The sequence below is a fragment of the Actinomadura viridis genome (assembly GCF_015751755.1).
Lineage (GTDB): Bacteria > Actinomycetota > Actinomycetes > Streptosporangiales > Streptosporangiaceae > Spirillospora > Spirillospora viridis.
Genome location: NZ_JADOUA010000001.1, coordinates 5,009,347 through 5,021,545 on the forward strand (window position 1 = coordinate 5,009,347; position 12,199 = coordinate 5,021,545).

General features: G+C 74.1%; 9 protein-coding genes. 4 read left to right on the forward strand and 5 right to left on the reverse strand.

The window, feature by feature from the left end:
• The first annotated feature begins 269 nt into the window (after nucleotides 1-269).
• Nucleotides 270-3,215, forward strand: coding sequence for a hypothetical protein (locus tag IW256_RS23070; RefSeq protein ID WP_197012958.1), 2,946 nt, complete (start codon nucleotides 270-272; stop codon nucleotides 3,213-3,215).
• Between the two features lie 36 nt (nucleotides 3,216-3,251).
• Here the strand turns inward: IW256_RS23070 and IW256_RS23075 are convergent, their stop codons facing one another.
• Nucleotides 3,252-3,887 carry a TetR/AcrR family transcriptional regulator gene (locus tag IW256_RS23075; protein WP_197012959.1) on the reverse strand — a complete coding sequence of 212 codons (636 nt, stop codon included), beginning with the start codon at nucleotides 3,885-3,887 and terminating at the stop codon, nucleotides 3,252-3,254.
• A 161-nt stretch (nucleotides 3,888-4,048) separates the two neighbouring features.
• Here IW256_RS23075 and IW256_RS23080 point away from each other — a divergent pair, with 161 nt between their 5' ends.
• Nucleotides 4,049-5,500, forward strand: coding sequence for an acyltransferase family protein (locus IW256_RS23080; protein WP_197012960.1), 1,452 nt, complete (start codon nucleotides 4,049-4,051; stop codon nucleotides 5,498-5,500).
• Here the strand turns inward: IW256_RS23080 and IW256_RS23085 are convergent.
• From IW256_RS23085 to IW256_RS23100, 4 genes are all read right to left on the reverse strand, one after another.
• On the reverse strand, nucleotides 5,415-7,667 hold the full coding sequence (locus IW256_RS23085; RefSeq protein ID WP_197012961.1) for a terpene synthase family protein: 2,253 nt from the start codon (nucleotides 7,665-7,667) through the stop codon (nucleotides 5,415-5,417). The two genes, IW256_RS23080 and IW256_RS23085, sit on opposite strands and share 86 nt — an antisense overlap.
• A 223-nt stretch (nucleotides 7,668-7,890) precedes the next feature.
• A complete protein-coding gene (locus IW256_RS23090) occupies nucleotides 7,891-8,493 on the reverse strand; it encodes a CE1759 family FMN reductase (RefSeq protein ID WP_197012962.1) in 603 nt (200 codons plus the stop codon).
• Nucleotides 8,490-9,626, reverse strand: a complete 1,137-nt coding sequence (locus IW256_RS23095) for an LLM class flavin-dependent oxidoreductase (RefSeq protein WP_197012963.1) — start codon at nucleotides 9,624-9,626, stop codon at nucleotides 8,490-8,492. Before IW256_RS23095 ends, IW256_RS23090 begins: the two co-directional genes overlap by 4 nt.
• A gap of 118 nt (nucleotides 9,627-9,744) precedes the next feature.
• Nucleotides 9,745-10,647, reverse strand: a complete 903-nt coding sequence (locus IW256_RS23100) for a MerR family transcriptional regulator (protein WP_197012964.1) — start codon at nucleotides 10,645-10,647, stop codon at nucleotides 9,745-9,747.
• A gap of 76 nt (nucleotides 10,648-10,723) precedes the next feature.
• Here IW256_RS23100 and IW256_RS23105 point away from each other — a divergent pair, with 76 nt between their 5' ends.
• Both IW256_RS23105 and IW256_RS23110 read left to right on the forward strand, forming a co-directional pair.
• Complete coding sequence (locus tag IW256_RS23105; protein ID WP_197012965.1) at nucleotides 10,724-11,518, forward strand: maleylpyruvate isomerase family mycothiol-dependent enzyme; 795 nt, start codon at nucleotides 10,724-10,726, stop codon at nucleotides 11,516-11,518.
• A 24-nt stretch (nucleotides 11,519-11,542) separates the two neighbouring features.
• Nucleotides 11,543-12,082 (forward strand): DinB family protein, encoded by a 540-nt coding sequence (locus IW256_RS23110; RefSeq protein WP_197012966.1) that lies wholly within the window; start codon nucleotides 11,543-11,545, stop codon nucleotides 12,080-12,082.
• Nucleotides 12,083-12,199: the final 117 nt, after the last annotated feature.

The following is a 12,199-nucleotide window of genomic DNA, read 5'->3' on the forward strand; positions in this document are numbered from 1 at the left end:
TACGGATCGTGAGCGGCCCTACCCGGACGATCGCGCCGAAACATGCGGCGGGGAAAGGTAGAGGGACGTTGTTTGAAGTGAATTTTGTCGGTTACGACGAGACCAGCCATGCACGATGGCGGAGGCGTACGACCTCTTTACGACCTGCCGTCGGCCTCGTTGCGCTGCCATGTACGGGGCCGGCGGCTCCCTCCGCCCGCCGGCGCGGCCGCCCGTTCGGTCCGGTTCGCCGATGCTTGTCGGCCCCGCGCATTACCCTCGCTCCCTACATGATCAATGACGGGGAGGGCCGGGCGATGGGCATGGCGGGGGCGGCGGAACGGCCGGACATCACGGCGGCGCTGGGCGCGGCCGGTGACGATCCGCGGGGGGCCGAGGCCCAGGTGGTCGCGCTGGCCGCGGAGCTGCCGGCGCGGGCGGTGCCCGGGTTCCTCGAGGACGCCTGCCGGCGATTCCACGCCGCGGGGCACGACGATCTCGCCCGGGCGTTCCTCGGGCGGGCCCGGAAGGTCGAGCAGGCCCACCGGGGGCTGTTCGGCATCGTCCCGGACACGGACCGGGCCCACCGCACCGTGCTGGAGCTGGTGCCCACCGGCGTGATCACGCCCAGCCTCCTGCACGAGCACCTGGTGGAGCTGCGCTCGCGACTCGACCCGGCCGCCGCGCACGCCGAGGCGCGCGAGATCGCCGGCGCCTTCTTCGACGCCGGGTCCCTCCCCTACCCCAACCTCCTCGCCGACCTGATCCCGCTCGCCGAGGCCGCCGGGGTCGCCGCGGCCGGCGAGGAGGACTTCGTCGCCGAGCGGCTGCTGCGCGGCGGGCTCCTGCGCCGCGCCGCGCTTCCGGTGTGGGAGGCGGCCGGCCCCGCGCTCGGCCGCCTGTGCCGCGGCTCCGCCGAGCTGCTCGGCCTGCTGATCGACTCCGAGCCGGCCCCCGGCGTCTACGGCGACGCGGCCCTGGACGCCCGGCTCAGGAACGCGTGGCTGGAGCGGCTGGCCACCGTCGGGGCGGGGGCACGGCTGTCGCGGGACTGGTTCCTCTCCCTGGCCCCGGCCCCAGCCGACCCGCTCATCAGGCTCGCGGACCAGGCCGCCGAACGCCTGTTCACACCGTCCGCGGACCTCCCCCTCAGCCCCGGCTCGGACCCCGCGGTGGCGCGTTCCCGCAGGGGCGACCCGCTGGCCTTCCGCCGGGAGAAGCTGTCCTCCTTCGAGGAGAGCGGCCCCGCCTGGTACTTCCTGGACGACTTCGCCAAGCTGGACGAGGAGCTGGAGAAGGACCCGGCGGCGTTCACCCGGCTGCTCGACCGCTTCGTCCGCAACCTCAACGGCGCGTCCAACATCGACTACCTCGCCACCCTGCGCCGGTTCCGCGAGCGTCCGGCGCTGCGCGCCCTGCTCGCCGATCGGGTCGGCGAATGGACCGCTCAGGCCGCGGCGGGCGACCTGCGGGGCCTGGAGGCCGCGCTCCCCCATCTGGTGCCGCTGGCCGAATCGGGATACACCGGGCTGGAGCCCGGCACGCCCTGGCGGGTGGCCGACCCGATCGAGGCCCTGCTCACGGCGCTGCGCTCGGGCATCCCCGAGGAGCTGGCGTTCCCGTCCGCCGCGGGCGCCGACGGCACCCCGGTCACGGTGATCCAGCACGGCGAGCTGCTGACCCTCACGACCGAGAAGGGGGCGGCGGAGGTCCTCTCGGCGGAGGGCGTGGTGCACCGCGCCACCGTCCCCCACCACCTTTCCGGCCCCCACCCCTGGTACGACGGTGAGAACTTCTACCTGTCGCGGTTCCAGGAGGGGCTGTGGCGCACCCTGCGGGTGGCGGGCGAGCAGGAACTCGTCGTCGATCCAGGCTGCCTGACCCTCCGGCCGCAGGCCCCCGACGCCGCCGAGGTGACCTTCCCGAGCGCCACCGAGCCCTGCCTCGTCCGGCTCGTGGACGGCGAGATCCAGGTGAGCGCCCCGGGCGGGGCGGTCACCGCCCGCCTGCGGTTCGCTCCGGTGCAGCGGCAGGCCGGCGACCGCCCGCTGCTGCCCCCACCCGGGTGGTGGCCCCGGCTCCGGACCGTGGATCCGATCGGGTCCGCCGCGCTGCGCGGCATCGAGCGCGACATCGTCGAACGGCTGGTGGACGCGGCCCTGCGCGGCCCGAAGGCCGGCGCCGCCGAGCTGGACCGGCTGCTGCCCTGGGTCACCGAGCCGCGGCTGAGGCAGGGCGTGGAGTCCCTGGTGCGGCGCGCCGCGGAGTGCCTGCCGGGGGTGCTGCGCCTGCACGACCTGTTCGGCACCGACCGTCCCGAGGGGCTCCCCTCGCCGGTGCGCAGCGTGTCCGGCCTGCGGGCCGGGCGGGGTGTCCGCAGCGTGCGGTTCTCCAGGGCGGTCAGCGAGATCCTGGCGGACGCGGTGGACGACGGCCACCCCGCCACCGCCCACCCCCTCGGCACGGTCGAGCTGCCCCCGCCGTCCACGGGGGGCATCACGGGAGAGGTCTACTTCTCGTTCGGCGAGCTGGGCGGCCAGGCCCTGGCGGCCGCCTGGCCGTGGACCCCGGAGTTCGCGCGTCCCCGCCTGCTCGACACGCTCCGCGCCTACGGCGACACCCCCTGGGGCGACGGCGCCGGCCGGTTCCGCCTGCTGTATTGGCAGGCACGCGCGGGCCGGCCGGAGCCCAAGGGAGAGCTGTGGCGCACGCCCAACGGGTCCATGATCATCCTCAATTTCCAGGGCCACCCGCACAAGGAGGCGACCGCGATCGAGTTCTCGCCGGACGGGCGGTTCGAGAGCTTCGACCTCCCCGGCTGGGCGCCGCGCCGCGCGCCCGTGCCGCAGGGCTGGGGAGGGGCCGAACGGATCGCGCGGTTCGACCGGCTGCTGGCGACGCGCGGCCCCGCGCCCTACGACGTGGACGGCGTACGGGAACTGGCGGCGCGGACCGGCCTGGGGCTGAGCGAGGTGGCCTCCGCCTGCTTCGGCTACCCGTACTTCGTCGGCCGGGAGAAGGAGCTCGCCCGCTACCCGGAGGACGTCCTCGCCCTGTTCGTGGATCCCGAGACGGGGGAACGCGGCCAGAAGACGCCGCTCTCCTACCGGCTGGACCGCACGATGCGGCAGGTCCTGATGCCCGACGACCCCGACGACCTGTGGAACCGCGGGCCGGACTTCGACCGCGCCGCCGAGTGGTGGGACACCGCCAGGGGGGAGGCCGCGGACACCTGATCCCGGCGGGGCCGGGCGGGCCGCCACTCCGGCCCGTTACTCCGGCCCGCCCGCCGCGCCGAGGGGGTCCAGGCGGCGGATGAGCAGGAGGGCGGTGTCGATGACGGCCGCCGCCTCCTCCTCCGCCGCGCACTCGGCGACCTCGCGGCCCGCCTCGCCGATGACCGTGGTGAGGACGGCCACGGTGACCCGGGCGGCCGGCCCGTCGCCCGTTCCCAGCAGCGCCGCGTTCCGGCGGACCCACTCCCGGCCCCGTGTCCGCCGCGTCAGCTCGAACCCGGGCGGGGCGTCGCCGTCCATGAAGAGCCGGACCAGATGGCGGCGCTCCCAGCAGTCCCACAGGAACGCCCGCGCGCCGTGGACGAGGAGTTCGAGCGGGTCGTCCTCGCCGGCCGAGCGCGCCTCGGCGACGGCGGCGGCCGCGCTGCGCTCGTAGGCGTCCTGGTGGTCCGTCCAGAGGGCCAGGAAGATCTCCCGCTTACCGCCGAAGTGGTGGTAGAGGCTGCCGACGCTGACCCCGGCGCGCTCCACCACCTCCGCCACGCCCGCCTCGGCGAAGCCGCGTTCGGTGAAGACCTCCCGCGCCGCCCGCAGCATCGTCCGGCGGGTCTCGGCCGTGCGGCTCCACTGCCAGGAGTGCTCGCCCGTGCCGCCGCTCGCCCTGTGTGCCATCAGATTCTCGTGTCCGTTCCCGCGCCGCCGCCCGTCCCAAGATTACCGAATGCGATTCCAGAATCTCCTGACATGTCATTGGACTCCCGGAAGACCGGGATTCAGGAAGTGTTCAGGTTCACCACAGCAATCGCCCAGCCTCATCCCCTAGGGTGTCCGGGATGCCCGCCAGCTCTCAGTCTCCCGCCGGTCCTTGTCCGCCCACCAGCGCCACCACCTCGGCGAACACCGCTCCCCCGCCTCCCGCCGCCGCCCCGTCCGCGCCACGGCCCCCCGCCCCGCCCGTCGCGCGGGCGGACGCCCCTCCGGCCGCGACGTCCCCGCCGCCGCCCGCACCGGCGGGCGGCCGGACGCGCCTCGAATGGCTGGACGCGCTGCGCGGGCTGGCCGCCATCGTCGTCGTGTTCGAGCACTCGCTGGACGTGCTGTTCCCCGAGATCCGCGCGGGGGTGAGCCCCTGGTTCGACTTCGGCCGTTACGGGGTGTTCGTCTTCTTCATCGTCAGCGGCTACATCGTGCCCGCCTCTCTCGAACGCCGGGGCAGCGTCCGGGAGTTCTGGATCGGCCGGATGTTCCGGCTCTACCCGCTGTGGGCGGTGGCGGCGGTCATCGGGGTGGGGATCGGCCTGGCCAAGGTCGCCTGGGATCCGCCGGGCCAGCTGACCGAACAGCCGGGGATCTCGGCCCTGGCCCATCTGACCATGCTCCAGGATCTGCTGGCGGTGCCGAACGCGGTCAGCGTCTTCTGGACGCTGTCGTACGAGATGGTGTTCTACCTCCTGGTCACGGCCATGTTCGTGGCGGGCGTGCACAAGGCGAGCGCGGCGACGGCGGCGGCCTTCGCCGTCGCCGCCGCGGCGGCCGGAGCGCTGCTTCCGACCGGCCTGCTGTCCGCCCGCGCCCCGATGGGCGCCATCGTGGCCACCGCCCTGGTCATGGCGGTGGGCCTGGTCGCGGTGATGAGCGGGCACCGGGCCGCCCGGCGCTGCGGCGTGGCGCTCCTGGGCGTCCTGGCGCTGGCGCTGGTCACGGTCAACAGCCGGGTCGGCGGCGTGGAGAGCCTGGCCATCATCGCCACGATGTTCGCGGGCACCGGCATCTACCGGATCCAGCACGCCCGGACCCGCCGGTGGCCGGCGGTCGCGCTGGTCGCGCTGGTGCCGGTGCTGACCGTCGCGGCCGGCGCCGGCCTGGCCCTCACCGAACGGACGGCCGCCTACCAGGCGACCGGTGTCTGGGGGTGGCCGGCGGCCGTCGCCGCGGCCTGGCTGACCTTCCTGGCCGGCCTGGCCCTGCGCGGCCGCCGGTTCCCCCGGTTCCTGCCCTGGCTCGGTGTGATCAGCTACTCGATCTACCTGCTGCACATCCCGGTGGTCCAGGTCATCTGGCGGATCACCGACGAGCCGGAGGCCGTCTCCGCCCCCGTCCGGCTGCTCTGGCTGCTGGTCCTGGCGGCCGGGGTGCTGGTGACCTCGGCGCTCGCGTACCGGCACATCGAGCTTCCCATGCAGCGCATGGGGCGGCGCGTCATCCGTATGCGGCGAGCGGCCCGGACGGCTCCGGCAGCGGAGACCGGGCGGCCGTCTCCGGCCACGGCCACCGGATCCGGGTAGCGGACGTGCCCGGGCCGTTGGGGCCGGGCAGGAGCCGGTGGCGCCGGCCGTACCGCCGGAGCAGGTCCTCCTCGCCGTAGCGGCGCGTCTCGCGATGCCACTTGAGGATCCCGGCCATCCAGTTCTGCAACTCCACGACGTAGCCGCCGAGGATCTCCCGGGCCTCCTCATCGAGCCCGAACTCCTCGAAGAGCAAGGGGAGCTCCTCGGCGGCCGTCCGCTGGAACTGCCGCAGCCGCGAGGTCATGAGGTCGTCGACGATCGCCACCGCCGCGTCCCTGCCGCAGCCGAGCATGTGCTCCACGGCCAGCACGCCGTTGAGACGCTCCCCCTCGAACTCGACCTCCTTCTGGTACGAGAAGACGTCGTTGAGCAGGCAGGCGTAGTCCATGACCGCGTTCTCCATGCCCTGGATCACGCGGGTGCGGTACACCTCGGGCGGGACCCGGTTGCCGTGCGCCAGGCGGGTCAGGCACATCGTCAGGTCCGAGCCGAACGTGCGGCGCCGCATCTCCAGGTAGTCGACCGGGTCGGGGATGCGGTCCTGCATGTGGTTGTGCAGCTCCCACAGCCAGCTCTCAACCATGTCCTCCACCGTCGCGCGGAACTCCTCGCGGCCGCTCATCGGCATCGGGGCCGCGGTCCGGCGCCACAGGTCGGCCAGCCCCGCCTCCACCGGTGTGGCCGGCGGCGGGGTGGCGCCGCAGTCCAGCGGCATGAACAGCGGCATCCGGGCCACGAACGCCTTGGCGCCGGCCATGTCCCGGTCGCGGAAGAAGATCGCGGGGAAGTAGTCGTCGCCGTAGGTGCCCCAGGCCAGCCACTGGGTCGCCTGCTCCAGCTCCTCGGCGGTGGAGTCCGGGTCGAGCGAGGCGGCGCAGACGGCGAACGCGAAGCCGTCCAGCAGCTCCGCCGTCCAGACGGGGTCGGGGTGCCTCGCCACCGGCTCGTACATGCCCATCGCCCCGCACCAGCGGACGACGGCGTGGCCGGCGCGCTCGCGGTGGGGGTTCACCCTCGCCTCGTACGGCATGGTGAACTCCGGGAGCGGTGCCGGTCCGACCGGGCGGAAGGGGGCGGCCAGCGGGCTGGGTGCCGCGGCCCTCAGCGCCGTGGCCAGCCGGGCCGCCGTGGTGCCCAGCCCGGACGGCCCGCCGGGCGCCCGCGACACCGCGCCGCGGTTCATGTAGCGGCTGGAGCGCAGATGCCACTCGTGGCCGCCCGACTGCCAGTCCTGCAGTCCCTTGACGTAGGCGAACACCGCGGCCCGTTCCGCAGGGTCCAGGGCGTGCTCCTCGAAGATGTGCGGCACCTCGGTGAGCGCGGTGTTCTCGAACTGGCGCAGCCGCGAGGTGAGCATGTCGTTGACGACCTCGGCGGCGCGCTGCGGCCCGACGCCCAGGAACCGCTCGACCACCAGCACGCAGTTGTTGACCTCGCCCTCCCGCTCGGTCTCGCGCTGGTAGGAGAAGATGTCGTTGCGCAGGTGGACCCCGTCGGAGAAGGCGTCCTTGAGCACCCGGAGCGGGCGGGTGCCGGCGACCCGCTCGGGAACCTCGGCGTTCACCGCGTGCTCGACCAGGTCGGCCGACCAGGGCGCGCCGCCGACCTTGCGCCGCACCTCGATGTACTCCACCGGGTTCGGCACCCGGTCGTCGGTGATGTTCGACAGCTCCCACAGCGACTCGCGCACCAGGTTCTCGGTGCTCTCGGCGAACCGTGCCCGCCAGCTCGCCGACCGCGCCGGGACGGTGCGCGCCCACAGGTCGGCCAGGCCCCGTTCCGCCGCGTTCCGCGGCTCCGGCGGCTCCGGGCCCATGAACGCGCAGAGCCGGTCGAGGTAGGCCCGGGCGCCCTCCTGGTCGCGCGGCTTCTTGTAGACCTCCAGGAAGTGGTCGTCGAAGTAGAACACCCACACGTACCAGTCGGTGATCAGGTCGAGCTCGGGCGCCGCGCAGTCGGGATGGGTGTAGGCGCACAGCAGCGCGTAGTCCATCGCGGCGAGCTTCTCCTCGTCCCAGATCTCCGGTGTGCCCGGATCACGGGTGTCGTCCAGCATGCCCATCCGCCGGGCCCATTCCGTGCTGTGCAGGCGCGCCCCCTCCACGTGCGGGTTGAGGCGGGCGGGATGTACGACGTAGAAATCTGGAAGCTCGAACGGCTGCATCGGGGCGCTGACCTCTCCTCGGCTTCTCGGCGTCCGTCGCCGGCGTCACCCCAGCAACGTACGGCACCCGTTTGATGACGGGCGGTCACATTTGGGTGTCCTTGAGGTGGCCTGCCCTGCCCGGTGGCGATGAGTTCCCGGGACGGGCCGCGCCCCCTTCTGGAAGCCCTGACCCCGGACGCGACGTCACCCCCGCCCGGCCCGCCGGCGGAGGCGGGCGTGGTCAGTGCCCGCCCGCCTTCAGCAGCTCCTCGAACGGGACGGGGTCGGCGTACGGGTCGTCCCGGACGACCGGGGCACGGCCGCCGATCGCCGCGGCCAGCTCCGCGCCGGCCCGGGCGATCCGCTCGGTCAGCCCGCCGGGGCTCGCCCAGTCCTCCGAGGCCGCGTACACGGCCGTCGGGACGACCTGGGCTCGCAGGTAGGCCAGCAGCGGGCGCACGGCGAACTCCAGCGCCAGCGAGTGCCGGGCGGTGCCGCCGGTCGCCCCGATGAGCACCGGCCTGCCCTCCAGCGCGTCCTGGTCCAGAACGTCGAAGAAGGTCTTGAACAGCCCGCCGTAGGAGGCGTTGAAGATCGGGGTGACCGCGATCAGGCCGTCCGCCCCGGTCACCGCGTCGATCGCCGCGCGCAGCGGCCGCGGCGCGAACCCGGTGACCAGGTTGGCGGCCAGGTCGTGGGCGTGCTCGCGCAGCTCGGCGGTGACGACCTCGGTCTCGCCGGGCAGCGCCGCGGCGGTCGCCGCGGCGAGCCGGTCCGCCAGCAGCCGGGTCGACGAGGGCTCGCTCAGCCCCGCCGAGACGACGGCCAGGGTGCGTGCGGTCATCGGACGGCCTCCTCTCCCTCGGCGCCGGTGCCCTCCGCGGTCCCGGCGGGCCGCTCGGCGCGGGCCGCCGCGACGAGGTCGGCGTGCGTGGGCGCGGTCGCCGGGACGTGCGCGGGACGCAGCGCCTCGAACTCCTTGCGCAGCACCGGCACGACCTCCTCGCCCAGGATGTCCAGCTGCTCCAGGACGGTCTTGAGCGGCAGGCCGGCGTGGTCCATCAGGAACAGCTGCCGCTGGTAGTCGCCGAACGCGTCGCGGAATCCCAGGGTCCGGTCGATCACCTGCTGCGGGCTGCCCACGGTGAGGGGCGTCTCGGCGGTGAACTCCTCCAGCGACGGCCCGTGCCCGTAGACCGGGGCGTTGTCGAAGTACGGCCGGAACTCCCGGACCGCGTCCTGGGAGTTCTTCCGCATGAAGACCTGCCCGCCCAGTCCCACGATCGCCTGGTCGGCCTTGCCGTGGCCGTAGTGCTCGTACCGCCGCCGGTACAGCTCGATCAGGCGGATGAAGTGGTCCTTCGGCCAGAAGATGTTGTTGGCGAAGAATCCGTCGCCGTAGTAGGCCGCCTGCTCGGCGATCTGCGGGCTGCGGATCGAGCCGTGCCAGACGAAGGGCGGCACCCCGTCCAGCGGGCGCGGCGTGGAGGTGAAGGACTGCAGGGGCGTGCGGTACTTGCCCTCCCAGTCGACCACGTCCTCCCGCCACAGCCGGTGCAGCAGGTGGTAGTTCTCGATGGCGAGCGGGATCCCGTCGCGGATGTCCTTGCCGAACCAGGGGTAGACCGGGCCGGTGTTGCCGCGTCCCATCATGAGGTCCACCCGGCCGTCGGCCAGGTGCTGCAGCATCGCGTAGTCCTCGGCGATCTTCACCGGGTCGTTGGTGGTGATCAGCGTGGTGGACGTCGACAGGATCAGCCGCTCGGTGCGGGCGGCGATGTAGCCGAGCATGGTGGTCGGCGACGAGGGCACGAACGGCGGGTTGTGGTGCTCGCCGGTGGCGAACACGTCCAGGCCCACCTCCTCGGCCTTCAGCGCGATGGTCACCATCGCCTTGATCCGCTCCGCCTCCGTCGGCGTGCGGCCGTCGGTGGGGTCGGTGGTGACGTCGCCGACGGTGAAGATCCCGAATTCCACGCCGCCTCCTCATTTAGTAGAAGTTTCAACCATCCTAGCGAACCCGCGGACCGCACCGCCTATTCCGGTGCCCCGCCCCACCGCCCCGCCCGCCCGTTCCGGCGCTCGGGGCGCCCCCCTACGCCGGGACCGCCAGCGCCTCCACGAGCCAGCGGTGGCCCGCACCCAGGATCGACCTCCGGCCTGCCACCTCCCCCGCGAGGTGCCAGTAGCGGCCCATCCGGGGCTCGGCCTCATCGACGAGCACGGTACGCAGATGACGCCTGAACTCCGGGGTGTCGCGCGCGCCCCGTACCTCCGCATGCGCCGCGACCAGCCGGTCGAGGGCCGGTCCCGGGCGCGGAGCGCGTCCGGAGAGGGCCTCCGGCGCGGCCAGCCGGCACGCCTCGTCGATCCCCCTCAGCAGGGTGCCCTCGTCGGCGATCAGCCCGGCGTTGACCGCGCCGCGGGCGCGCAGCCGCCGGACCAGCCCCCGGTCGGCGGTGATCGCGACCATCCCGGCGTACGCGACGACCTGGGCCGGGGTCGGATCGGCGGGCGGATCGGGCACCACCCCGTCCAGGAACTCCGCCAGCATCCGCGGGGACAGGGGCGCCATCATCGTGTCCCGCCAGAACCCCGTGATCGCCGCGTGGGCGGACCGGCCGTCCCCGGCCGCCGCCAGCAGGTCCAGGCGGGCGGCCCGCTCGGCCGGCCCGGCCTCCTCGACCGCGCGCAGCGACGCGCGGCGCCAGGCGAGCGCCGCCACCTCCACGTCCAGCGCGGCGCGCTCGGCGGCGACGGCCTCGTCGAGCGCGCGTTCGCCGTTCAGCACGCCCGCGATCGAGGGCAGGCCCAGGCCCAGCCCGCGCAGGCGCCGCACCAGCCGGAGCCGCTCGACCGCGTCCGGATCGAACCGCCGGTGCCCGCCCGCGCTGCGGCGGGCGGCGAGCAGGCCCTCATCGCAGTAGAACCGGACGGTCCGCACCGGCAGGCCGGCCCGCCGGGCCAGCTCCCCGATTCCGATCGTGACGTCGCTCACAGGTACTTGAACCTCCACCCGGCTGGAGTTCCTACGGTACGGGCATGCCCCGAGGCCACGACACCAGGAGGAACGCATGAGCGCACGCCCCGTCCCGTCCGGCACCCCGCTGCCCGCGCGGCGGCTCGCCGCCGGCCTGCGCGAGCAGACCGGCGCGTTCGCCGCGGCGGTGGACGGCGCCGACCCCGGCGCCACGGTGCCGACCTGCCCGGAATGGACGGTACGGGATCTCGTGGAGCACGTCGGCGGGGCGCACCGCTGGGCCGGACGGCAGGTCGCCGGCCGCCTGCAAGGTCCCGAGCCCCTCCAGCCCGCCGAGAAGACCGACCCCGCGGACTGGGGCGAGTGGCTGCGCGCCGGAGCGGACGCCCTCGCCGAGGCGTGCCTGCGCGAGGCCGGCACCGAGGTGTGGACCTTCCTGGGGCCGCGTTCCGCGCTCTTCTGGCTCCGCCGGCTCATGGCCGACACCGCGGTGCACAACGCCGACGCCTCGCTGGCGGCCGGCCGCCCGTACTCCATCGCCGGCGATCTCGCCGCCGACACCCTCACCGAGGGCCTGGAACTGCTGTCCCTGCCCGACGCCGCCGAACGCCGGCCCGCCCTGGCCGAGCTGCGCGGCGACGGGGAGACGCTGCGGTTCCAGCCGGCCGGAACGGAAGGCCGGGACGAGGGGGACGGCTGGCTCATCACCCGTACTCCCCGGGGCGTCGCCTGGGAACGGGCCGCCACCGGCGGGGACGTGGTCGTCCGCGGCCCGGTCGCCGACCTGCTGCTGGTCTTCTCGCGCCGTTCCGCGCCCGCCGGCGCGCGGGTCGAGGTGGAGGGCGAGCGCGGTGTGCTCGACCACTGGCTGGCCCACACCGCCTTCTGAACGGTCCGGGAGTAGCCTCCTCGCATGGTGACGCATGTGGAGGGACCGGACGAGCCCCCGGAGACCCTGACCGATCCCCGGGAACTGCTGACCGGCTACCTCGACCACTACCGCGACGCTCTGCTGCGCAAGCTCGACGGGCTGACCGGTGAGCAGCTGCGCAGCACGCCGTTGCCCTCCGGATGGACGCCGCTGGAACTGCTGCGGCACCTGACCTACGTGGAGATCCGCTGGTTTCGGTGGGGCTTCCTCGGCGAGGCGTTGGAACGACCCTGGGGCGATCGCGGACCTGGGCCGCGCGACCGGAGCGAACCCTGGCACGTGCCCGAGGAGGAGACCTTCGAGGAGCTGAGGGCCGAGTTCCTGGAGACGTGCGAGCGGTCCCGGCGGATCGTCGCGGAGGCCGCGCTGGACGAGCTCGCCCGTCCGGGCCCGCACCACCCCGCTCCGGACCGGCGCCCGTCGCTCGTCTGGATCCTCTTCCACCTGCTCCAGGAGTACGCCCGCCACCTCGGCCACCTCGACGCGGCCCGCGAGCTGATCGACGGCAGGGTGGGCGAATGACCCCGGACACCTGCCCGCCCGGCGCCTCCCCGCCCGGCGCCTAGGGCGTGTCTCGAAGTGGCCTCAGCCACAGCGCGAGCGCGTTGGCTGCCAGGTGGGGCGATGCCGGAGGCGAGC

Coding starts and splice junctions, on each gene's coding strand:
- IW256_RS23070 (WP_197012958.1), top strand. CDS start 270: ATGATCAATGACGGGGAGGGCCGGGCGATGGGCATGGCGGGGGCGGCG.
- IW256_RS23075 (WP_197012959.1), bottom strand. CDS start 3,887: ATGGCACACAGGGCGAGCGGCGGCACGGGCGAGCACTCCTGGCAGTGG.
- IW256_RS23080 (WP_197012960.1), top strand. CDS start 4,049: ATGCCCGCCAGCTCTCAGTCTCCCGCCGGTCCTTGTCCGCCCACCAGC.
- IW256_RS23085 (WP_197012961.1), bottom strand. CDS start 7,667: ATGCAGCCGTTCGAGCTTCCAGATTTCTACGTCGTACATCCCGCCCGC.
- IW256_RS23090 (WP_197012962.1), bottom strand. CDS start 8,493: ATGACCGCACGCACCCTGGCCGTCGTCTCGGCGGGGCTGAGCGAGCCC.
- IW256_RS23105 (WP_197012965.1), top strand. CDS start 10,724: ATGAGCGCACGCCCCGTCCCGTCCGGCACCCCGCTGCCCGCGCGGCGG.
- IW256_RS23110 (WP_197012966.1), top strand. CDS start 11,543: ATGGTGACGCATGTGGAGGGACCGGACGAGCCCCCGGAGACCCTGACC.